This is a genomic window from Paraliomyxa miuraensis (genome assembly GCF_026337845.1).
Classification (GTDB): Bacteria; Myxococcota_A; Polyangia; order Nannocystales; family Nannocystaceae; genus Paraliomyxa; species Paraliomyxa miuraensis.
In genome coordinates, this window is sequence record NZ_JAOVZF010000152.1 from 131437 (window position 1) to 152359 (window position 20923).

20 protein-coding genes are annotated in these 20923 nt (G+C 69.2%); 12 read left to right on the forward strand and 8 right to left on the reverse strand.

Annotated elements, in window-relative coordinates; translation table 11 throughout:
* The first annotated feature begins 106 nt into the window (after window positions 1-106).
* The 4 genes from OEB96_RS19880 to OEB96_RS19895 all read left to right on the forward strand — a co-directional run bounded on the left by OEB96_RS19880 (window position 107) and on the right by OEB96_RS19895 (window position 5002).
* Window positions 107-877: an outer membrane lipoprotein-sorting protein gene (locus tag OEB96_RS19880; protein ID WP_266217907.1), complete on the forward strand. Its 771-nt coding sequence runs from the start codon at window positions 107-109 to the stop codon at window positions 875-877.
* A 12-nt stretch (window positions 878-889) separates the two neighbouring features.
* Window positions 890-2809, forward strand: coding sequence for a DUF1302 family protein (locus tag OEB96_RS19885; RefSeq protein WP_266217909.1), 1920 nt, complete (start codon window positions 890-892; stop codon window positions 2807-2809).
* 75 nt (window positions 2810-2884) lie between these two features.
* The gene (locus OEB96_RS19890; protein ID WP_266217911.1) at window positions 2885-4282 is read left to right on the forward strand and encodes a penicillin-insensitive murein endopeptidase; all 1398 of its coding nucleotides are present in this window, start codon (window positions 2885-2887) and stop codon (window positions 4280-4282) included.
* Window positions 4283-4384: 102 nt separating this feature from the next.
* A complete protein-coding gene (locus tag OEB96_RS19895; protein WP_266217913.1) occupies window positions 4385-5002 on the forward strand; it encodes a gamma carbonic anhydrase family protein in 618 nt (205 codons plus the stop codon).
* Between the two features lie 33 nt (window positions 5003-5035).
* On the opposite strand, the gene OEB96_RS19900 is transcribed toward OEB96_RS19895, so the two are convergent.
* Entirely contained in the window at window positions 5036-5527 is a 492-nt protein-coding gene (locus tag OEB96_RS19900; RefSeq protein WP_266217915.1) for a hypothetical protein, read from the reverse strand.
* Window positions 5528-5694: 167 nt separating this feature from the next.
* Here OEB96_RS19900 and OEB96_RS19905 point away from each other — a divergent pair, with 167 nt between their 5' ends.
* Entirely contained in the window at window positions 5695-6666 is a 972-nt protein-coding gene (locus OEB96_RS19905; RefSeq protein ID WP_266217916.1) for a serine/threonine-protein kinase, read from the forward strand.
* Window positions 6667-6697: 31 nt separating this feature from the next.
* On the opposite strand, the gene OEB96_RS19910 is transcribed toward OEB96_RS19905, so the two are convergent.
* Entirely contained in the window at window positions 6698-7576 is an 879-nt protein-coding gene (locus OEB96_RS19910) for a GNAT family N-acetyltransferase (RefSeq protein WP_266217918.1), read from the reverse strand.
* A gap of 86 nt (window positions 7577-7662) precedes the next feature.
* On the opposite strand from OEB96_RS19910, the gene OEB96_RS19915 reads away from it, so the two are divergent.
* Entirely contained in the window at window positions 7663-8565 is a 903-nt protein-coding gene (locus OEB96_RS19915; RefSeq protein ID WP_266217920.1) for a hypothetical protein, read from the forward strand.
* A gap of 16 nt (window positions 8566-8581) precedes the next feature.
* On the opposite strand, the gene OEB96_RS19920 is transcribed toward OEB96_RS19915, so the two are convergent.
* Window positions 8582-9862, reverse strand: coding sequence for a dicarboxylate/amino acid:cation symporter (locus tag OEB96_RS19920; protein WP_266217922.1), 1281 nt, complete (start codon window positions 9860-9862; stop codon window positions 8582-8584).
* Between OEB96_RS19920 and OEB96_RS19925 the strand changes: the two genes are divergently transcribed.
* Genes OEB96_RS19925 through OEB96_RS19935 form a run of 3 tightly spaced genes read left to right on the forward strand, consistent with a single transcriptional unit; the run spans window position 9849 to window position 12421 of the window.
* A complete protein-coding gene (locus OEB96_RS19925; RefSeq protein WP_266217923.1) occupies window positions 9849-10442 on the forward strand; it encodes a DUF3565 domain-containing protein in 594 nt (197 codons plus the stop codon). The two genes, OEB96_RS19920 and OEB96_RS19925, sit on opposite strands and share 14 nt — an antisense overlap.
* A gap of 21 nt (window positions 10443-10463) precedes the next feature.
* The gene (locus OEB96_RS19930; protein WP_266217925.1) at window positions 10464-10871 is read left to right on the forward strand and encodes a peptidoglycan-binding domain-containing protein; all 408 of its coding nucleotides are present in this window, start codon (window positions 10464-10466) and stop codon (window positions 10869-10871) included.
* Window positions 10868-12421, forward strand: coding sequence for a phospholipase D-like domain-containing protein (locus OEB96_RS19935; RefSeq protein WP_266217927.1), 1554 nt, complete (start codon window positions 10868-10870; stop codon window positions 12419-12421). The genes OEB96_RS19930 and OEB96_RS19935 overlap by 4 nt, the downstream gene beginning before the upstream one ends.
* A 14-nt stretch (window positions 12422-12435) precedes the next feature.
* Here the strand turns inward: OEB96_RS19935 and OEB96_RS19940 are convergent, their stop codons facing one another.
* On the reverse strand, window positions 12436-13116 hold the full coding sequence (locus OEB96_RS19940) for a class I SAM-dependent methyltransferase (protein WP_266217928.1): 681 nt from the start codon (window positions 13114-13116) through the stop codon (window positions 12436-12438).
* Between the two features lie 75 nt (window positions 13117-13191).
* On the reverse strand, window positions 13192-14070 hold the full coding sequence (locus OEB96_RS19945) for a cation diffusion facilitator family transporter (protein ID WP_266217930.1): 879 nt from the start codon (window positions 14068-14070) through the stop codon (window positions 13192-13194).
* A gap of 101 nt (window positions 14071-14171) precedes the next feature.
* On the opposite strand from OEB96_RS19945, the gene OEB96_RS19950 reads away from it, so the two are divergent.
* Window positions 14172-14717, forward strand: a complete 546-nt coding sequence (locus OEB96_RS19950; RefSeq protein ID WP_266217932.1) for an O-acetyl-ADP-ribose deacetylase — start codon at window positions 14172-14174, stop codon at window positions 14715-14717.
* Window positions 14718-14721: 4 nt separating this feature from the next.
* Here the strand turns inward: OEB96_RS19950 and OEB96_RS19955 are convergent, their stop codons facing one another.
* From OEB96_RS19955 to hydA, 3 genes are read right to left on the reverse strand one after another with little or no spacing between them, the layout of a single operon-like run.
* The gene (locus OEB96_RS19955; RefSeq protein ID WP_266217934.1) at window positions 14722-16215 is read right to left on the reverse strand and encodes a CoA-acylating methylmalonate-semialdehyde dehydrogenase; all 1494 of its coding nucleotides are present in this window, start codon (window positions 16213-16215) and stop codon (window positions 14722-14724) included.
* Window positions 16212-17780: an NCS1 family nucleobase:cation symporter-1 gene (locus tag OEB96_RS19960; protein ID WP_266217935.1), complete on the reverse strand. Its 1569-nt coding sequence runs from the start codon at window positions 17778-17780 to the stop codon at window positions 16212-16214. Before OEB96_RS19960 ends, OEB96_RS19955 begins: the two co-directional genes overlap by 4 nt.
* A gap of 28 nt (window positions 17781-17808) precedes the next feature.
* The gene (gene hydA, locus OEB96_RS19965) at window positions 17809-19263 is read right to left on the reverse strand and encodes a dihydropyrimidinase (protein WP_266217937.1); all 1455 of its coding nucleotides are present in this window, start codon (window positions 19261-19263) and stop codon (window positions 17809-17811) included.
* A 146-nt stretch (window positions 19264-19409) separates the two neighbouring features.
* Between hydA and OEB96_RS19970 the strand changes: the two genes are divergently transcribed.
* Together OEB96_RS19970 and OEB96_RS19975 are read left to right on the forward strand one after the other, a co-directional pair.
* Window positions 19410-20543, forward strand: coding sequence for a PAS domain-containing sensor histidine kinase (locus OEB96_RS19970; RefSeq protein ID WP_266217938.1), 1134 nt, complete (start codon window positions 19410-19412; stop codon window positions 20541-20543).
* Window positions 20540-20902, forward strand: coding sequence for a response regulator (locus OEB96_RS19975; RefSeq protein ID WP_266217940.1), 363 nt, complete (start codon window positions 20540-20542; stop codon window positions 20900-20902). The genes OEB96_RS19970 and OEB96_RS19975 overlap by 4 nt, the downstream gene beginning before the upstream one ends.
* Window positions 20903-20923 lie beyond the last annotated feature (21 nt).

A 20923-nucleotide genomic window follows, 5' to 3' on the forward strand; every position in this document is an offset into this window, starting at 1 on the left:
CGCCGACCTCGAGGGGACCTCCGCGGTTCCCGCCCTTTGCCTCGAGAGTGTGCACGTGTCTGCACACTGACTGCCCGCCTGGCACTGTTACCCTTCGGAGCCACCCATGAAGATCCGCTCGGTCCTGGTCGCCCTGTCCCTCTGCGCCATTGCTGCTTCCCCGGCCGCCGCCTCCGTGCATGCGCCCGCCGCGATGGCCGCAGTCGATGCCAACAAGATCCTCGCCGAGATCGACCGACGCGCGTCCGTCTTCGAGGATCAGCAGTATTCGGCCACCATGGCCATCTACAAGGGCGCCGAGCTCAAGAAGACCCTCGAGTTCGAGATGACGATGAAGGGGCTCGACAAGCAGTTCATCGTGTTCACGGCCCCGGGCGACGTGGCAGGCATGAAGGTCTTGATGGAGGGCGCCGACACCCTCTACGTGTACACCCCCGAGTTCAAGAAGGTCCGACGGGTGGCCGCCCACATGCAAAACCAGGGGTTCATGGGCAGCACGTTCACCTACGAGGACCAGACCCGGGTGAGGATGGCGCCGTACTACGACGCCACGCTCGCGGGCAAGGAAGGCTCGGAGACGACCCTGACCCTGGTCCCCAAGGAGGGCGTGACCTCCGGCTACGCCCGCATCGACGTGGTCATCGACGGCACCAAGGGAGGGGTCACGAAGCTCCGGTACTACGACGGGACCGGCAACCACGTGCGCACCCAGACGCGCGAGGACTGGGTCAAGATCGAGGGGGAGCTGATGCCCACCAAGATCACGATGACCGACCTCAAGGAGGGCAACTCGACCATCATCCAGTTGTCGAATGTGAGGGTCAATCAGGGGGTCGAGGACGACCTGTTCTCGCGCCGCATGCTGCTGCGAGGCTAGACTCCTGCCGTCGTGACGGCTCTGTCGCTCTCGCTCTCGCTCTCGCTCGCTTCCCTCCCCGTTCCGGGGCCCCGCGTCGCACCGCCGACCGAGGCCCCGGTTCTTGCGTTTGGTGCGGTCGTCGGCTCGCCAACGGGCGCGTTCCTGCTGGCGCCGGCACCCACGTCTTCTCCACCGGCGGCACCGGGTGACACCACGCCGGACGGCACGGCGCCCGAGGGCACGCCGCCCGAAGGATCATCACCCGAGGGCACGCCGACGGACGGCACGCCGACGGACGTCAGCGGATCGTCCGAGGGCACCCCCGCCGAGCGTCCTCCTGCCGACGGCGAGCCGCCGAAGGATCCCAAGCCCGCCGGGGGCGAGCCGGGCGAGCTCGGCATCGACGACATCTTCGGCACCGAAGAGGACCACACCGATGTCATGGTGGTCTCCGAGAAGGGCGAGCCCGCCGACGCGGGTGGAACCGACGCCGGGCCCACCAACGCGCCGCCCGCTGCGGCCACTCGCCGCCCGCTGGTGCGCGGCGACAAGCTCAAGACCCAGGTTCGCATCGTCAGCAGCGCCTACTACGACACCGCACGCGTCGATGAGCGAGGGTTCGGCCGCAACGAGAACCGGCTGGAATTCTACTTCGCCTACACCCCCAACCAGCACCTGCAGATCGTCGGCGACGTCGAGCCGGTGTTCTTCGGGGTGGCGCAGGCCAAGGAACTCGACGACCTGGCCACCCGCCAGATGCTCGAGCCGTTCCACATCGAGAGCGACGCGGCCTACGTCGCGCTCAACGACGTGCTGCCCAACCTCGACATCAAGGTCGGGCGCCAGACCCTGGTGTGGGGCACGGCCGACAAGTTCAACCCCACCAACAACATCAACCCGGACGATCTCGAGGATCGCCCGCTGTTCACCGAGCCGATCGCCAACCAGATGATCGTGGTGGACTACGCCCCGCTGGCCGACAAGCTGTGGTTCCAGGGCGTGTACGTGCCGATCTTCTATCCCGCCCTGCTCCCGCCCTCGGCTGCCGCCGCGCTCAAGGACCCGCAGGCTCCCGTCCCCTATGCCAACCAGTCCGACCTCGACAAGCTCGGCGAGCTGCAGCAACTGCTCGAGATCGATCCGGCGCTGGTCCCCGTGGTGCAGACCCACGTGATGATGCCCAAGGCGCGCTTCACCAACGGGCAGAGCGCCATCAAGCTCGGCACCTCGCTCGGCGGCGTGGACATGTCGTTCTCGTACTACAACGGCCGCCACGACATCCCGCTGCCGGTGCTCGCGACCTCGGAGCTCACCAAGCCGCGCGAGCCGGGTGACGGCGCCGAGTGCTGCTACACCTCCGACGTCACCCTCATCTACCCGCGCATGCAGGTGATCGGGGCCGACTTCTCCACCCAGCTGCCGTTCCTGGGCAACATGGGGCTGTGGGGTGAGGGCGCGCTGTTCTTGCCGCGGGCCCAAGACTTTCGCATCGAGTTCCCCGTTGCGGTCGACGTGACGCCCGACGATGGCATGGCCAATCCCGTCCAGGAGCTGGAGGGCCCGACCATCCGCACCACGCCGTACATCAAGGCCACCGCGGGCCTCGACTACAGCTTCGGCGAGCACGTCTACGTGCAGGGTCAGTACCTCCGTGGCTTCATCGATGAGTTCGGCGCCGACCACATCGGCAACTACATCGTGGGCGGCACCGACCTCATCTTCTTTGGCCGTCACCTGATCTTCCGCATGTTCGGTGTGGTGGATCTGCCGACGGGTCGCGGCGACAACGGCTCGTACGTGCTCTATCCCGAGCTCATCCTCGTGCCGCCGTGGGGGAGCGTGACCTTCGAGCTGGGGAGCTTCTTCTTGCTCGGGCCGTCCGATACCAAGTTCGGCCAGGCCGCCACGGGGTCCTCGATCGCGTTCTTCAAGGTCGCGGGTACGTTCTGAACTCCGATCTGCACTACACTCATCGAAGTGACGGCACGGCGCTCGAGGACCCCGCGTCGACGAGCCCGACGCGGGATGTCGTCGGTGGTGGTGGCGTTGGTGATTGCGCTGGCCGCCGGTGGGGGCGTGGCAACGGCGCTGTTCGTGGTCCCACGGGCCAGCCAGGCGCTGCAGGCGGTCACCGCCCGTACGCTCCAGGCCGACCCCGAGGAGCCCGCCGCACCCGGAGAGGAACCGACCGCCGCGGGGCCGAGTGAGGCCGGGGCCCCGACCGGGGGCGAGCCCGAGGCGCCCACCGAAGGCGATGGATCCGAGCCGGAGATTCCGGTGGGCGACGACGAGGAGCCCGAGCCCGTCGATCCCGACGACGAGCTCGAGCGCGCCCCGGCCCTCGATGCACCGTCGCCCGGCAAGGTTCCCACCAATCCACCGCTGCAGCTCGATGACGTGGAGATCGAGATCGTCGAGGGGACCCGTCCCTGGGTGATCCATCGCCTCACGCCGTTCGAGACCTTCGATCAGGTTGCCCATCGCTACGATGTGACTCCCGAGGCGCTGCGGACCTGGAACGGCCTGGGGCCCGACGCCAAGGCGGCTGGTGGCATGCGGGTCAAGCTCCAGGCACGGCGAGTGCCGCCGCCGCGTCAGGAGGTGCAGTACACGGTGCAGCCGGGCGACACCTGGTGGAGCATCGCCGTCGCGCACGGCATCGACTCCAGGGAGCTGCGCGCGGCCAACGGGACCGCGCCTCGTCGGCTGACGGTGGGCGAGACGCTGGACCTGTGGATCGATCCGGCCGTCCATCACTGGGTGCACAGCGATCGGGCCGCGCTCGACGACGAGGACGTGCTGACCAACATCCGCCGGGGAGCGGTGGGAGTGGGGCCGCCATGGGACGGGCGGCTGATGAACGGGGTGCAGATTCCCGCGGGGGAGGGCTGGCGTCGCAAGCTGCGGCCGTCGTCCTACGGAACGACGCATGCGGTGGTGACCCTGGTGGCGGCGCTGCAGGCGTTCCATGCCAGCAGCGGCTACGAGCGCGCGCTGCTGCTCGGGTCGATGAGTCGGCGGCACGGGGGGCCGCTGTCGGGGCATCGCTCGCACCAGACGGGCCGGGATCTCGACATCCGGCTTCCGCTGTCGGCCGACAACCCGCCGTGGTTTCCCATCAAGCCCTGGCGCGTGGACTACGAGGCGCTGTGGCGGCTGCTCGAGGCGCTGGCCGACACGGGGGAGATCGAGATCGTGTTTCTCGACTACGAGCTGCAAAAGCCGCTGTACAAGGCCGCGACTTCACTGGGAGCCGACGAGGACACGCGACGACGGATGATCCAGTGGCCCCGTGGACGCGCCGCGCACAGCGGCCTGGTGCGCCACGAGAGCGGACATGGCGAGCACATCCACGTGCGCTTTCGCTGCGGCCCGCTGGAGACCGAGTGCGTGGCGGGGAATCCGTCGACCGACGGGGGGTGAGCGGCCGTGCCGCAGGCTCCATCGCTGTGGCTCACATGAAGCTGCGCGTGTGCAGCTCGGAGAACGTCGTCGCGGACGAGCGCGCCCTTGCTATGATCGGCCATGGCATCGCGGACGGTCGTCGACTCGGTTCCGATGGTGGCGGGGCCTCCGGACGGGCTGGAGGCCCTCGAAGCTCGGCTCGTGGCGCTGCGCGAGCGCTGGCCGGGCGTCATCGTCGGGCGCTACCTCGATCGCGTGCCGCACGTGGCGGACGACGCCTGGGTGGCGCCGGGGGCGGCCCTCGTGGGAGACGTGAGGCTGGGTGCCAAGGTCAGCGTGTGGTTTGGCTGTGTGCTGCGGGGCGACGTCAACCGCATCGAGATCGGTGCGCACAGCAACCTGCAGGACGGGACGGTGGTGCACCTCGGCGACGACGATCCCACGATCGTCGGCGAGGAGGTCGTGGTGGGGCATCGCGCCGTGATCCACGGCTGCACGATCGGTGGCGGGACGCTCGTGGGGATCCAGGCCACGATCCTCGATGGGGTGAAGATCGGAGAAGGGTGTGTGATCGGAGCGGGTGCGTTGATTCCGGCCGGTCGCGAGATCCCGCCGCGCAGCTTGGTGCTGGGAACGCCGGGGAAGATCGTCCGCACGCTCACCGCGGCCGACGAGGACTTCCATCGCAAGTTGGCGGGGAAGTACGTTCGGCTGGCGCACAACTATCGAGTGGGGTAGGCGGTGGGGTACGCGAGCTGGGTAGCCCGCCACTCAGCCCGTGCTGCTGCTCGTCCCGCTCGAGCCACTCCCGCTCGAGCCACTCCCGTCCGTGGTCGATCCCGTGCCGTCCGTACCCGAGCTGCTGCCGGTGTCCGTTCCGGTGCTCGAGCTCGAAGAGGACGCGCTGGGTCCCGGCTCGCACAGGCCATCGACCTCATGGCAGCGAGCGTTTCCGCAGCACGATGCGTCGTCGAAGCACCACCGGGTGATGTCGTCGACTTCGATGCAGGCCTCGATGCATCCGCCGAGCGGGGGATCGCCCCCGGGATCATAGGGGGCGACGCACAGGCCCTCGGTCTCGCACTCCTCGCTGCTCTGGCACGCATCCGGCGCGGCGAAGGTGGTGCCCATGGGATCGGTGGCCGACCCGGGACCGCCGCTGGTGGTGTCGTCGGTGGCGGGCGGAGGTGGGGCCGGGCGGCATGCGGTCGCGAAGGCGAGCACCAGCCCGCACCGTGCGGTCGTTGGGAGCCACCACGTCATGCGCAGGGCCTTTGGGCCAGTCGATCCGGACGAGGACACAAGGCGGGGGCAGGGTAGCAGACCTGCCCACTCTTGCGCCTCAGGGGCTCTCTTGGCGTGACCGCGCGCCATCGCAGCGGCCCTTGGAGGTTCGAGCAACGGCGGAGTTTCGTCCTATGCTCGGGCCCGTGAGCGCAGTGCGACCTCCGCGCTCGGTTCATCGGGCCACGCTGCCGGGGCTCCCTCGATCGCTCCACGAGTACACCGACGCGCAGGACGACCCGACCGACCTGGCTCCGGGCTCGCAGCTCGTGCACCGCAGGAGCTTCGAGATCGTCGATCTCCTGGGCGAGGGGGGGATGGGTCGCGTGTATCGAGCCTACGACCCGCGCATGGATCGCTACGTGGCGCTCAAGGTGCTCAAGCTCGACGTTCCCGAGCCGGCCCGTCGCCGCTTTCGTCGCGAGGCCGTGATCGCGGCGGACTTCTCCCACCCCAACCTCGCGCGCGTGCTCGACGTGGGGCACTCCGAGGAGCTCGGCATCGAGTGGTTGACCATGGAGTACCTGCGGGGACGCGATCTGGGAGAGGTCATCGACCGCGGTCGCCCCGTCACCTTTGCCCTGATGGTGGACATGGTGGGGCAGGTGCTCGACGCCCTCGACTACGTCCACACCCGCAAGATCGTTCACTGCGACGTCAAGCCCGACAACATCTTCATCACGCGCGACCCCTACAATCGGCGCCTGGTGATCGTCAAGCTCATCGACTTCGGAGTGTGTCGCAGCCTCGAGCCGTTCGAGCAGCCGCAGGAGATCAGCGGCGACCCCCGCTACATGGCGCCCGAGCAGACGGTGATCCACGGTCCCTTCGATCATCGCGCCGACTTCTATGCGCTCGGCGTGACGCTCTACGAGATGCTCACCGGGCATCACCCGTTCGAGGAGTATCTCGATGCCGACCCCGAGGTGCTGCTTGCCCTGCAGTGCGAGCGGGAGCTGCCGCCGCCCAGCCGATTGCTCGAGCCGGGCACGCCCGCCGGGCTCGCCCAGGCCGTCGATGCGCTGGTGAGGAAGGCGACGGCCAAGGACCCCCGGCAGCGCTTCGGCGACGCGCTGCAGATGAAGCGGGCCGTCAGGGCGCTGCTCGAGAGCGGGTGAGAGGCGGCGCCGGGCCGTGCGCGCCGGGCTCTCAGTGCTGGCAGAGCGGAGGAACGGCGAATTCCCCCGCGCGCAGCGGGAACGGCCCACGGACCATGTAGAAGCCGTAGGGGGTGGGCTCGACGGCTTGGGTCCGTGCGTCGGCGAAGCGGTCGGGCGTGAAGGACAGGCGCACCGGTCCTTCGCCGGGGAGGTGCGTGCACAGCTCGGCGAACGAGGGCAGGGTGGTGGCGATCACGTCGTGGAGGGTGAAGCGATCGCCGTCGAGGCGTCCGGCGATGAAGGCGTCGAGCTGTGGCACGCGGCGCAGCAGCGAGAGATCGCCGGTGGCGAGCACGGCATCGATGCCGAAGAGCCACCCCTCGTCGACGGAGGCGTAGACGTCCGAGAGCGGGGCGCGGCGGGCGAGCGCGGCGTGGAGGGCCGGCAGATCGGCCTCGAGATCGAGGGGGGCCGCAAGACCGCCGCGAGGGCCCGGTGGTCGCGCGGCTTCCCACTGACCCGTGGCGACCACCCGAAAGCCGAAGGGCTCGTAGAGGAATGGCTGGTCGGTGTAGAGCTGAGCGAGCTCCCACCGTGGCTCCACGAAGGCCAGGGCCTGCTCCATGGCCCGGCGGTAGCACCCGCGGCGGCGATGGGAGGGCAGGGTGCACACGGCGTGGATTCCTGCGGCCCGGACGGCACGACCGGCGAGGCGGAGGGGCACGTCGAGCACCCCCACGTGGGAGACGATCGGGTCGTCGTCCTCGACGGCCCCGCGGTCGACGAAGGGGGTGGTGGTCGTGTCCCAGTCCCAACCCAGGGCGCGTGCAGCGTCGATCTTGCCGGGTAGGGTCGTGAACGCCGATCCCAGCAGGGCCAGCAGCTGGCGCCGGCTCCGGGGATCGCGGTAGAGGGGGTGGATCTGCATCGGTGGACCTCGGCGCCTCGATCTCAGCACGGGCCGGGGCGACAGGGAAGCGACGCGCACCATCGAGCTGCTAAGCTTCGGGCCACATGCAGCGCTTGGCCTCCCTCTCCTGCGTGCTGTCGGTGCTGGTGCTCGGCTGCGGTACGAAACCCAGCAGCGACGAGACCGGCACGACGCCCACGACCACCACCACCGACGACGGTGCGACGACGTTCATCGAGCAGACCTCGACGAGCACCACCGTGGCCGACGACACCGTGGATTCCTCGGGGACCGTGCCCCCGGGGCCCGGCAACGATTGCATCCTGGAGGACAACGACTGCACCGATCCCAACGAGAAGTGCATGCCGTGGTCGGAGGACGCCGATCGCATTCCCGATCGGGCGCGGTGCTGTCCCATGCAGGACAACCCCGATCTCGACGGCGAGCGCTGCACGGTGCTGGACTACGACGGCAGCTGCCTCGACAGCTGCGAGTCGGGGACGATGTGCCTGGTCGACGACCCCGACTCGCTCGAGGGACTGTGTCGTCCGTTCTGCGACCCGGGCACGCCCGAGTGCAACGGGGGTGACGGCACCTGCAAGTCGTTCTTCGAGCTGATCCCCGACTCGTTGACGGTGCCGCTTTGCATGGACAAGTGCGATCCGCTGCTGCAGGACTGCTCGCCGCCGTCGTGGCACTGCATCCCGGACACGCCCACCCCCTCGGGGCAGAGCGGCTTCATCTGCGTACCGCCGCCTCCGCAGGAGCCGGTGCCCGTGTTCGGCGGCTGTGGCCTGGCCAATGACTGCGACCAGGGACTGGTGTGCGTGCCGGCATCGCGGGTGCCCGACGGGTGCGGGGCGGCGCTCACCTGCTGCACCGCATACTGCAGCCTGTCCGAGGGCGACACGCCGTGCCAAGACATCGACCCGGCACTCGTCTGCGTGAGCTGGATGGCGCCCGATCCCACGTGGAACGACGTGGGCGTGTGTGCGCTGCCGTCCTGAGGTCCACCGTCAGCCGTCAGCCGGCCTCCACCGCCTCGGGGGTCCACACGCCCTCCGAGCGGGCGATGAACGCCGTGGCCGTCAGGTCGCCGATCACGTTCACGGTGGTTCGCGCCATGTCGAGGATCCGATCGACGCCCAGCACGATTGCGATCGCCTCGCCGGGCACCCCGAACATGGCCAGGATGCCCACGAGCAGCGGCAGCGAGCCGCCGGGGACGGCGGCCGCGCCCACGGCGGTGATCACCGACATGGTCATCACGACCGCCATCTGGCCCATGGTCAGCTCCACGCCGAACACCTGGCACAAGAAGATCACGGTGATGCCCTCGAACAGCGAGGTGCCGTTCATGCACATCGTGGCGCCCAGCGGGAGCACGAAGCCGGCCACGCGCGAGGGCACGCGCAGGCGCTCGGTGGCCACCGTGATGTTGGTGGGCAGGGTGGCCGAGCTCGACGAGGTGGAGAACGCGGTGACCAGCGAGGCCCGCACTAGCGAGAAGAACCGCACCGGGCTCATGCCGATCCCGAAGCGGATGATGAGCGACATGGTGAGCAGCACGTGCAGCAGCAGCGCGCCGAGCACCACGCCCACGTAGATCGACAGCGGCTGCAGCAGCACCGCGCCAAAGCGCGAGGTCACCCCGAAGATCAGTCCGGCCACGCCGTAGGGGGCGAGCTTCATCGCGAGGTCGACGATCTTGATCACCACGTCGTTGAGCGCCTCGAGCCACGCGATCATCGGCTTGGCGCGCTCGCGATCGATCATGGTCAGCGCGGCGCCGAACATCAGCGAGAAGAAGATCACCCCGAGCATGTCGAGCTCGACCGCCGAGGCGATCGGGTTGCGGGTGACGATGTTGACGAAGGTGTCGATCCCGAAGTCGCCGCCCTTGGCCGGGGCGAGCTTGGCCGCGGCGTCGCCGGCGTAGACCTCCATCAGCTCGGTGCGCACCTGCAGCGTGATGCGCGAGCCGGGGCGGATGGGATACACGAGCAGCAGGCCCAGCGTGGTCGAGAGCGCGGTGGTGACGAGGAAGTAGGCGAGGGTCTTGCCGCCGATCCGGCCCACCCGGCGCACGTCGCCGATGCCCGTGACGCCCAGGGCGATGGAGGCGAACACCAGGGGCATCACCACCATGAACAGAAGGCGCAGGAACACCTGCCCCACCGGGCGTGCGAGCCAGGTATCGAGCGCGACCACCAGCGCGTGGTCGCCCCCCAGCGTGGCGTTGGCCAGGATCCCGAGGACGGCGCCCACGAGCAGGCCAAGGAGGATCTTGGTGTGGAGCTTCATCGCAGCGGTGCCCGACTCGAGCCCCAACCTAGCATGGTCGGGCGCGGTGTTGCGCGAGCCGCAGGGGCGGGGCAGGCTGCTGCCCGTGCCCGAGCCCGCGCCGCCGATCGCTCGCGTGATCGAGGCCGTGCGTCGCGAGGCGGCCGACGCGGTCGTGCTGCGCCTCGACTGTGGTCATCCGCGACACGTGCGTCACCGACCTCCGCTGTCGAGCCACCCGTGGGTGCTCGACGACGAGGCATGCGCGCAGCGAGTGGGGCACCGCATCGAGTGTCTGCGCTGCGGACAGCGTCAGCTGCCCGAGCACGCGGAGCCGTATCGGCGCACGGCCGAGTTCGACGAGCACACGGTCCCGGCGGGACTACGGCGCGCGCATACGACCAAGCGCGGGGTGTGGGGCAGGCTCGTGGTCGAGCGAGGCGAGCTGCCGCTTTGCTTCGATCCGCCGCTGGCGATCGAGGTGGTGGCTCGACCCGGTGAGCCCGTGATCATTCCCCCCGAGCTGCCGCACAGCGTACGGCCGCGCGGCCCCGTGCGCTTCGCCGTGGAATTCCTGCGGGTGCGTTCCGATGACGGTTGACCTCCCTATATACTCGGTCGCATGTCCTCGGAACGCTGGCTCAATCTCGAGCTGCGCGACAGCACGGGCGCGCCGATGTCGTCGCGTGGATATGCGCTCGCCTTGCCCGATGGGACCCGCCGAGAGGGCACGCTCGACGCGGATGGGCGCCTGCACGCGTCGGTGCCCGCGGGGACCGAGCGCCTGCTGCTCTACGTGGCCGAGCGCTGCCTCGAGCTGCACGTGGAGGGGCTGCCCGCAGCCGACACGGTGGAGGGCGTTCAGGAGCGGCTCAATCACCTGAACTACTTCGTGGGCAAGGTCGACGGGGAGCTCGGACGCTTCACCCGCACCGCGGTCGAGCGCTTCCAGCGGGACCATGGCCTGTCGGTGACCGGTGAGGTCGACGACGCCACGGCCAAGCGGCTGCAGCGGGAGCACGGCGCATGAGCACCGAGCACGCCGACGAGGTGGTGACCTTCAAGGTCCAGCTTTCGCCCACGCGCGACGGGCCGTGCAATCGCATCGTGGTCTACGACTGGTTCTCTCGCGGCGAGAAGCTCGCTCCGCCCCGGGGCGGCAATTCGGTGGAGGTGCTGGTGGACGGCGAGGCGGGGTGGGGGCGCGTGGCCGACGACCTCGAGCGCGCCGAGCACGAGATCCAGATCGCCACCTGGATGTGCCGGCCCGACATCGAGCTGCGTCGACCGCTGGAGCTGGCGGTGGCCGAGCCCGGCGAGCGCGGTCGCTTTCGCCTGGGCGAGATCCTCGAGCGCCGCGCCGAGGCGGGGGCCAAGGTTCGCCTGCTGATCTGGGGCCTGGTGTACACGCCGATCATCGACCGCTGGATGCGGCGCTGGTACTGGCGTGGGCGCGACAGCATCGACGTGCTCGAGCAGGACCACCCCAGCATCATCGGCTCGCACCACCAAAAGACCATGACCATCGACGGTCGGGTCGGCTACTGCGGCGGCATGAACCTCAAGGAGAACGACTGGGACACCTGCGCGCACGTGCCCCACGATGCGCGTCGTTGCCCGCACACGGCGGGGTCCCACGAGCGGCGGCCGATCGCGGCGCGCATGCGGACGGCTCCGTTCGCGCCGCGGCACGACCTGATCGTGCGGATCGAGGGGCCTGCGGTCGCCGACCTGGTGATGAACTTCTCGGACCGCTGGCGGCAGTCGGTGAAGGCACGCCGCGCGTCGATGTTCGGGCGCTTGATGGACTCGATCCGTCGCTTGCTGGGCAACGACGACTACCCCGAGGTTCGGCCGCTGCCGATGCTGCCGCCCGTGGCAGGCGGGCACTGGGCCCAGATCGTGCGCACGACCCCCGGAGGCGAGGACGGGATCCTCGGGGCCTACGTGCGGGCGATCCGCAACGCGCGGCGCTACATCTACATCGAGAACCAGTACTTCCGCAGCCCGTGCATCGGCAAGGAGCTGCGCGACGTGCTGAGCAAGAACCCGCGCTTGCGCCTGGCGGTGGTGGTGCGACCGGTCAACGGCGGCAAGGCGAGCCTGTGGGACCCGAGCGGCTACTGGACGGCCCACACGCTGAAGCTGATCCGCGAGGCGCGGCCCGACTTCGAGCTGACCGTGATCCATGCCTGGGGGCGCGATGCCGACGATCGGCTGGTGTGGCAGGAGGTCGACGTGCACGCCAAGGTCATGGTGGTCGACGACGTGTGGCTCACCGTGGGCAGCGCGAACATCAACGATCGCGGGTTCAAGACCGAGGGCGAGATCAACGCGGTGGTGCTCGACCGGGGCCTGGCCCAGGACCTGCGCAAGCGGCTGATGAGCGAGCACCTCGAGCTCCCGCTCGACGATCCGAGGCTCGACGACGTGGACGAGACCTTCGATCTATGGGAGGAGCACGGTCGCGAGAATCCCCGGCGCATGGCGCTGGGGGAGGAGCCGTGCAGCCGGGTGCATCACTTCGTGCAAGAGGGGCTGGCGCGGCCGCCGTTCGGGGTGGGCAGCGGGGTGTTCTAGGCTCCGAGGCGGGCTCAGGCGCGGGCCACGAGCCACAGGAACTGGCCATCGGCGCGCTCCTTGGCGGTCTCGATGGTCAGGCCGCAGCGCTCCACCAGCCACCACAGGTCATCGCGGCTGTACTTGCAGTGCTCCATGAAGTGGTCGAGGCGATCGGCTCGGAGCTCGGGCGACGCCGTCGGGTCGAAGGGATCTTCGTTCCAGGCCTCGAGGTACTGCGTCAGGGGGACGCGGACCCAGTCCATGACGAGCAGGCGTCCGGTCGATCGCAGCAGGCGCTTGGCCTCGCGCAGCATCCCGATCGGCTCGCGCAGCTCGTGGATGACCACTGCGCACAGGATCGCATCGACCGAGGCATCGGGGAGGGGGAGCGACAGCGTGTGCAGGTCGGTCTCGTGGAGGGTTGCCTTGGTCTCGGTGGCGAGCTCGCGGGCGGTGGTCAGCATGTAGGGCTGGAGCTCGACTCCATGCAGGACCGCGGTGGGGTAGCGCTCGCGCCAGGCGCGGAGCATCAGCCCGGGGCCGCAGCCCAGGTCGAGCAGCGTGGGGTCCTCGCCGAGGATCGGCGCGATGTTCTCGGCCCAGTAGGCCCAGAATTCGTCACCGAAGCGTCCATCGAAGCTCCTGACCATCAGGTCGTGGAAGTGCTCGCCACCGTGGTGGGCGTGGAGACGCTGCTGCGCGTGGTCGGTCATCGGGCGATCTTCTTCTTGGCGGTGGTGGTCTTCTTGGCCCCGCAGCATAGCGCGGACGGCCGCGAGGAGGGCCGGCTACGTCTCGCGTTCCTGCGGCAGTGCGGTGCCCACCACCGCATCCACGTGCACGACTGCATCGCTGATGCCCCCTCGCTGTAGCAGTTGCTGCTCCACCGCCTCGCCGAGGTCGTGGGCCTGGCCCACCGTGAGGTTGGGGTCCACGCGGATCTCCACCCACACCTGGTGCTCGTCGCCGAACGAGCGCGCCCGCAGCCCAGCCACGCCGCGCACCCCGGGCATGAGGGCGATGGCGGCAACGAGCTCCTCGCGCCACTCCCTGGGCGGGGCGACGCCCATCAGGAGATCGACGTTCTCGCGGGCGAGGTTCAGGCCCGAGATCCCGATCCACACCGCCACCGGGATCGCCAGCCAGGCGTCGAGCGAGGGCAGCCCACCGTACTGCGCCCCGAGCAGGCCGAGCAGCGAGGCGAGCCCGACCACCACGTCACTGGCTGCATCGACCCGAAACGCGCGCAGGGTGGCGTTGCGTTGGAGCAGCGTTCCACGAGATGCCAGGGCCACGAACACCGCCTTGATTCCCACCTTGCTGGCGATCGCGACCATGGCCGGCCATCCCAGCGTCGGCGTGGCGGTGGAGGCGAGCGCATCGATCGCCTCCAGCATCACCTCGAGCGCGAGTGCCCCGACCAGCATCGCGACCACCAGCGCCGCGATCGGCTGTGCGCCGTGGTGTCCGTAGGGGTGCTCCTCGTCGGGAGGCTTGCGGCTGATGTGCAGCGCCCACAGCAGGCCCAGGCCGGTCAGCGCGTCCGAGGTGCTGTCGGCCGCCTGGGCCAGCGCCAGCGTGCTGCCCGTGAGCAGGTAGGCGGCGCCCAGCGCCACGAGGAGCAGCACGCTGACGAGGCTCGAGGCCAGCAGGAGTCGGGACGCCACGGCGCCCGCATGGTAGCCGCCCGCGGTCGGGGTCCTCCGGCAATTCCTTCGTGGTCGGCCCGGCGCTGGCGTGGCCGGCCCGATCCGCGCACCATGGAGTCATGAGGCAGCTCGTGGGCAGGACCGTGATCTCCTTGGTTCAAGGCGACATCACCCAGCAGGAGGTGGATGCGATCGTCAACGCCGCCAACAACTCCTTGCTCGGCGGCGGCGGGGTCGACGGCGCAATCCACGACGCCGGGGGCTCCGCGATCCTCGAGGAGTGCATCGCCATCCGGGCGCGGCAAGGGGGCTGTCCCACGGGGCAGGCGGTGATCACCACCGGGGGCCGACTCCCCGCAGGCCGGGTGATCCATGCCGTGGGTCCCGTCTGGCACGGCGGGGGGCGGGGCGAGCCGGCGTTGCTGCGCAGCGCGTATCTCCGCAGCCTCGAGCTGGCGGCGCGCGAGGGCCTGCGGACGGTGGCGTTTCCCTCGATCAGCACCGGAGCCTACCAGTACCCGCTGATGGAGGCGGCCGCGATCGCGATCGGGGCGATCGTGGAGCACGTCACGGCGAATCCCGAGGCGCACGACGAGGTGCGGATGGTGCTGTTCACGGCGATCGACCTGCGCGCGTACGGTGACGTGCTGCAGCAGCGGGGATGAGTGCTCAGCTCATCCAGGTCGCGTCCTTCTGCAGCGACCACTTGCTGGTCACCTTGCGCTGTCGCGTCCAGAACAGGAAGCCGTCCCACCCGGTGATGTTGCCGTGGCCGAACAGCGAGTCGTTCCACCCGCCGAAGCCGAACGGCTCGCGCGGCACGGGCACGCCGATGTTGACCCCGCACATGCCGGCCTCGACCTCGTTCATCACCCGGCGCGCCACCTCGCCCGAGGTGGTGTAGACCGAGCTGGCGTTGCCGTAGGGACTGCGGTTCTCGAGCGCGATCGCCTGCTCGACCGTGTCGACCCGTACGATCGAGAGCACCGGTCCGAAGATCTCGTCGTGCGCCGCCGGCATCTTCTCGGTCACGTGATCGAGCAGGGTGGGACCCACCCAGTGTCCGCCCTCGGCGCCCAAGGGCTTGGCTCGGCGCCCGTCCACCAGCACCTTGGCACCGAGCTGCTCGGCCTGATCGATGTAGGCCGTGATCCGCTCCACGGAGGCAGAGGTGGTGATCGGCCCCATGTCGTCGCCGAGCTTCATCGCCGCGGTGCGCTTGGCGATCGCGTCGATGATGTGCTGCACGTCGCCCACCGCCACCATCACCGACGCCGCCATGCAGCGCTGGCCGGCGCAGCCGGTGTAGGAGGCCACCACGTTGTCGGCGGTGAGCTCGGGGTCGGCGTCGGGGACGACGATGAGGTGGTTCTTGGCCCCGCCCAGGCACAGCGCGCGCTTGCCCGAGGCGGCCGCCCGCCCGTAGACCAGCTTGGCCACGCGGGTCGAGCCCACGAACGCCACCGCCTCGATTCCCGGGTGGTCGCACAGGGCCTCGACCGTCTCGCGCCCGCCCTGCACCAGGCTCAGCACGCCCTTGGGCAGCCCGGCCTCCTCGAAGATCCGCACCAGCTCGAGCGAGGACAGCGGCACCTGCTCGCTGGGCTTGAGCAGGAACGCATTCCCGCCCACCAGCGCCTGCGGCAGCATCCAAAGCGGCACCATGAACGGGAAGTTGAACGGCACGATGCCGGCCACGACCCCCAGCGGTGCGTGCACCACCTCGCAGCGCACGCCCCGGCTGACCTCGAGCTGGGTGCCGGCGGCGAGGTTGGGCAGCGAGCAGCCGAATTCGACGCACTCGATGCCCTTGTCGATCTCGGCCTTGGCCTCGGAGAAGATCTTGCCGTTCTCGTGGCTCACCAGCCACGACAGCTCGTCGATGTCGCGCAGCATGAACTCGCGAGCGCGATACATCACGTGGGCTCGCTCGCGCAGCGGCCACTCCTTCCAGTCGGTGGCCGCGGCCGTGGCCGCCTTCACCGCTGCATCCACGTCGGCTGCGGTCGACATGCGGACGTTGGCCATGGGCTGGCCGTGGCGCGGGTTGATGATGGGCAGCACCTCGTCGCCGCTGGCGTCGACCCACTGGCCGCCGATGTAGTTGCGCGCGTCGATGAAGGGGGTGAGCGCGTAGGAGCGTGCTTCGAACTTGGGGATCATGACGATGCGTCTCGTCCGTCGGTAGGCCCGTCGGTCTCTGGCTCGAGGGTGGTCGTTGGAGCCGCGGGGCCCGACTGCGGGTGCATCACCCGCATCAGGCCCAGGTAGAGCCCGCCGGCCACCAGGAAGCCGACGAACCAGGCGTAGGTGTAGATGTCATCCCAGATCGGCGCCAGCGTCCCGTCGGCGATCGCCCCCGCCTGATGCAGGAAGCCGGGCACGTTGGGCAGCACGCCCGCCAGGAACGCGAGGATGGCCGCCCAGTTGTAGCCGTTCGAGTAGCCGTAGGCGCCGCGCTGGCGATAGAGCCCGTTGACGTCGAGCTCGGTCTTGCGCAGCACGAAGTAGTCGATGATGAGGATGCCCCCGATGGGACCGAGCAGCGCCGAGTAGCCCACCAGCCACGTGAAGATGTAGCCGTCGGTGGACTCGATGAGCTTCCACGGGAAGATCGCCAGGCCGATCCCCGCGGTGATGTAGCCGCCGAGGCGAAAGCCCACCTTCTGGGGGGCGGCGTTGATCATGGCGTTGGCCGGCGAGACCACGTTGGCCGCAATGTTGGTGCTCAGGGTGGCGATGGCCAGCGCAAACAGCGAGAGCACCACCGTGAACCCACCGCCGATCTTGCCGGCCAGCACGGTGGGATCCCAGATGGGCTCGCCGGGGGCGCCGGTGGCCGGGTCGGCGAAGATCACGGTGGTGGCCGAGGTCACCGCCACGCTGATGAATGCGAACAGGGTCATCGTGGTGGGCAGGCCCAGGGCCTGGCCCAGCACCTGGTCGCGCTGGCTACGGGCGTAGCGGGTGAAGTCCGGGATGTTGAGCGACAGCGTGGCCCAAAACCCGACCATGGCGGTGAGCGACGGCACGAACACCGAGAAGAACTGCCCCTCCTTGGCGCCGCCGGGGCCGAACTGGCCCTCGTTGGCGAGCATCACGTCGAAGCTCCCCGCCTTGGACCACGCCCATAGCAGCAGCACCAGCCCGATCGCAATGAGGAACGGGGCGGCCGCGGTCTCGAGCAGGCGGATCGACTCGACGCCGCGGTAGATGATCGCGATCTGCAGGCCCCAGAACAGCAGGAAGCACGAGAGCTCGCCCCCGTTGATCCCCAGCCCCGCGATGTCGGGCCCCACCAGCGCGTCGCCGAGGAGCGCGTTGAGCAGCTGGTAGATCGCAAAGCCACCGAACCAGGTCTGGATCCCGAACCACCCGCAGGCCACCAGCGCGCGCAAGAGCGAGGGCACGTGCGCGCCCTTGATCCCGAAGCTCGCCCGCGCCAGCACCGGAAACGGCACCCCGTACTTGGTGCCGGCGTGGCCGTTGAGCACCATCGGCAGCAGCACCACCAGGTTGCCGAGCATGATGGTCATCACCGCCTGCCACCAGCTCATGCCCTCCTTGATGAGCGACGAGGCCAGCGTATAGGTGGGCACGCACACCACCATGCCGATCCACAGCGAGGCCATGTTGAGCACCGACCAGTGGCGCTCGGCGTCGGTGGTGGGGCGAATGTCGTCGTTGTAGAGCCCGGGATCGGGGTCGTCGACCTGCAGGGACGGCATGGCGCGGCTCGCTCGGGATCGGGCTCGCTCAGCCCTTGGGCAGCACGCGCTCCACGGGGGTGGGCTCGGCCAGGCGATTGCGGGTCTTCTGCGAGTCCCAGTAGGGCGCCCAGCACGGGCGGTCGACGTACTTGCCGCGCCCACGCTCGGTCGACAGCTGGTCGCCGTCCCACACCACCATGCCGCGGCTGAGGGTCACGGCCGCGTTGCCGGTGACCTCCATGCCCTCGTAGATGTTGAAGTCGATGTTCTGGTGGTGGGTCTTGGCCGAGATCGTGCGGGTCTTGTTCGGGTCCCACACGACGAGGTCGGCGTCGGCCCCCGGCATGATCGCGCCCTTGCGAGGGAACACGTTGAAGATCTTGGCCGTGTTGGTGGAGGTCACCGCCACGAACTCGGCCGGGGTCAGCCGACCGGTGCGTACGCCGTGGTGCCACAGCACCGAGAGCCGGTCCTCCACGCCACCGGTGCCGTTGGGGATCTTGCGGAAGTCTCCGAGCCCCATGCGCTTTTGCGGGGCGCAGAAGCAGCAGTGATCGGTGGCGGTGGTCTGCAGCATGCCCGCCTGCAGGCCCTTCCACAGCGCGGCCTGGTGCTCCTTGGGCCGGAACGGCGGGCTCATGACGTAGGCGGCCGCGGCGTCCCAGTCGGGATTGCGGTAGACCGAGTCGTCGATCACCAGGTGCTGCGCGAGCACCTCGGCGAACACCCGCTGGCCCTCGAGCCTCGCGCGGCTGACCGCCTCGAGTGCATCGATGCACGAGGTGTGGACCAGGTAGACCGGCACCCCGAGCACCTCGGCGATGCGGATCGCCCGGTTGGCCGCCTCGCCCTCGACCTCGGGCGGACGCGACAGCGGGTGCCCCTCGGGGCCGGTCAGCCCCTTGTCGAAGATCGCCTTTTGCAGCACGTAGACCAGCTCGCCGTTCTCGGCGTGCAGCGTGCACAGGGCGCCCAGCTCGCGCGCGGTGGTGAAGCTGTTCACCAGCGTCTCGTCGTCGCACATGATGGCGCCCTTGTAGGCCATGAAGTGCTTGAAGCTGTTGACGCCGTGATCGCGGCACAGGGTCCGCATCTCCTCGCGCACCGAGTCGGCCCACCAGGTCACTGCCACGTGCAGCGAGTAGTCGCAGGCCGCCTTCTCGGCCCAGCCCCGCCACTTGCGGTACGCCCCCAGGAGCGACTCGCCCGGGTCGGGGATCGCGAAGTCGATGATCATGGTGGTGCCGCCGGCGGCGGCGGCCGAGGTGCCGGTGAAGAAGTCCTCGGAGGCCACCGTGCCCATGAACGGCAGCTCCATGTGCGTGTGCGGGTCGATCCCTCCGGGCATCACGTAGGCGCCGCCGGCGTCGATGGTGCGAGCACCGGTGGGCGCCTGCAGATCGGGCCCCACTGCGGTGATGCTCTCGCCCACGCACAGGACGTCGGCACGGAACTCTCCCTCGGCGGTGACGACGGTGCCGCCACGGATCAACGTGGACATGACGGACATGGTGCTCTCCCTTCGAGTGGGCTGGCCGGTCGATCGCTGGACCAGCCTTCGAAGCGTGGATAACCCAGAAGCGGACCGTTGCAAAGCGCGGAAATCACACTCTAAAGTGGGCTGGGTTCATGAGGCGGCCCGCGGCCATGGCTCTCTCGGACGCCGATTCGTCGCATTTCCTGCGGAGCATCATCGACAGCGTCGCCGATCCCATCTTCGTCAAGGATCGGGATCATCGGTGGGTCGAGTTCAATCGGGCGTTCTGCGAGCTCATGGGGCATCCCCGCGAGCGCTTGATCGGCAAGAGCGACTACGAGTTCTTCTCCAAGCAAGAGGCCGACGTGTTCTGGACGATGGACGACGCCGTGTTTCGCACGGGCAAGGAGAACCTCAACGAGGAGACCCTGACCGACGCTCGCGGGGTCACTCGTACGATCTCCACCAAGAAGTCGGTGTTCGTCGACCCCGAGCGCGGTCCGGTCCTGGTGGGGGTCATCCGCGACATCACCGAGCTGCGGGAAGCGGAGCGTCGGAACCTCGAGATGAGCCAGCACCTCGCCGCGGCGGCCAAGTTCGCGTCTCTGGGAGAGATGGCCGCGGGCATCGCCCACGAGATCAACACCCCGCTGGCCATCATGCAGGGGCTGGCCGACGAGCTGCTCGACATCGCCGAGGATGGCGAGCTCGGCCTGGCGGAGGTGGTGCGGATCAACGAGGAGATGAGCCGCACGGTCATGCGCGTCTCCAAGATCATCACCGGCCTGCGGGCGTTTGCCCGCGACGGCCGCAAGGAGGAACCCGCCGTCGTGGGGATCGAGGAGATCGTGACCGAGACCCTCGAGCTGTGCGGGATGCACCTGCGAAGCCGTGGCATCGACCTGCACGTGACCGGACGTCTCGGCGGGGTGTGGGTGCGGTGCCGCGCCGTGCAGATCGTGCAGATTCTGCTCAACCTGCTCAACAACGCCCGGGATGCGGTCGCGTCCTGCCCCTCGCCCCGCATCGGGATCGACGTCCTCGCCGCCGAGGAGCGCGTGGAGCTGCGGGTGCTGGACTCGGGGCCTGGCGTTCCACCCGAGCTGCGGGAGCGGATCATGGAGCCGTTCTTCACCACCAAGCCGGTGGGGAGCGGCACCGGGATCGGGCTGAGCATCGCCCGCAGCCTGGCCGCCGACAACGGAGGCGAGCTGAGGCTCGACGAGGATCGTGCCGAGACGTGCTTCGTGCTCGTGCTGCCCCGTGTCGCGGCTCCGTCGCCGGACTCGGAGGCATCTCTATGAGCCTGAAGGTCCTCATCGTGGAGGACGAGGCCGTGCTCGTCCGGGTGATTCGCCGGGCCCTCGTCCGTGGGTTCGACGTGGACGTCGACGAGGCCGCCGATGGCCTCAGCGGCCTCGAGCACGCGTCATTGCAGTCCTACGCGCTCATCGTCTCGGACATCCGCATGCCACACATGGACGGCCTCTCGATGATCCGTCGCATTCGCGACGGGGATGGTCCCAACCGCGACACTCCGATCGTGATCCTCACCGGGCACCACGACGAGGGCAGGGCAGCCGCGCGCGAGCTCGGCGCGCGGTTCATGCCCAAGCCATTCAGTCGCCAGCGGCTGCTCGCGCTCGTCGGCGAGCTGCTGTAGGGAGACCAGCCGGCCGGCGGC

Excerpts from the sequence above, each read along its gene's own strand:
- OEB96_RS19880 (WP_266217907.1), top strand. The coding sequence starts at position 107 with ATGAAGATCCGCTCGGTCCTGGTCGCCCTGTCCCTCTGCGCCATTGCT.
- OEB96_RS19890 (WP_266217911.1), top strand. The coding sequence starts at position 2,885 with ATGTCGTCGGTGGTGGTGGCGTTGGTGATTGCGCTGGCCGCCGGTGGG.
- OEB96_RS19895 (WP_266217913.1), top strand. The coding sequence starts at position 4,385 with ATGGCATCGCGGACGGTCGTCGACTCGGTTCCGATGGTGGCGGGGCCT.
- OEB96_RS19900 (WP_266217915.1), bottom strand. The coding sequence starts at position 5,527 with ATGACGTGGTGGCTCCCAACGACCGCACGGTGCGGGCTGGTGCTCGCC.
- OEB96_RS19910 (WP_266217918.1), bottom strand. The coding sequence starts at position 7,576 with ATGCAGATCCACCCCCTCTACCGCGATCCCCGGAGCCGGCGCCAGCTG.
- OEB96_RS19915 (WP_266217920.1), top strand. The coding sequence starts at position 7,663 with ATGCAGCGCTTGGCCTCCCTCTCCTGCGTGCTGTCGGTGCTGGTGCTC.
- OEB96_RS19920 (WP_266217922.1), bottom strand. The coding sequence starts at position 9,862 with ATGAAGCTCCACACCAAGATCCTCCTTGGCCTGCTCGTGGGCGCCGTC.
- OEB96_RS19930 (WP_266217925.1), top strand. The coding sequence starts at position 10,464 with ATGTCCTCGGAACGCTGGCTCAATCTCGAGCTGCGCGACAGCACGGGC.
- OEB96_RS19935 (WP_266217927.1), top strand. The coding sequence starts at position 10,868 with ATGAGCACCGAGCACGCCGACGAGGTGGTGACCTTCAAGGTCCAGCTT.
- OEB96_RS19940 (WP_266217928.1), bottom strand. The coding sequence starts at position 13,116 with ATGACCGACCACGCGCAGCAGCGTCTCCACGCCCACCACGGTGGCGAG.
- OEB96_RS19950 (WP_266217932.1), top strand. The coding sequence starts at position 14,172 with ATGAGGCAGCTCGTGGGCAGGACCGTGATCTCCTTGGTTCAAGGCGAC.
- OEB96_RS19955 (WP_266217934.1), bottom strand. The coding sequence starts at position 16,215 with ATGATCCCCAAGTTCGAAGCACGCTCCTACGCGCTCACCCCCTTCATC.
- OEB96_RS19960 (WP_266217935.1), bottom strand. The coding sequence starts at position 17,780 with ATGCCGTCCCTGCAGGTCGACGACCCCGATCCCGGGCTCTACAACGAC.
- hydA (WP_266217937.1), bottom strand. The coding sequence starts at position 19,263 with ATGTCCACGTTGATCCGTGGCGGCACCGTCGTCACCGCCGAGGGAGAG.
- OEB96_RS19970 (WP_266217938.1), top strand. The coding sequence starts at position 19,410 with ATGGCTCTCTCGGACGCCGATTCGTCGCATTTCCTGCGGAGCATCATC.
- OEB96_RS19975 (WP_266217940.1), top strand. The coding sequence starts at position 20,540 with ATGAGCCTGAAGGTCCTCATCGTGGAGGACGAGGCCGTGCTCGTCCGG.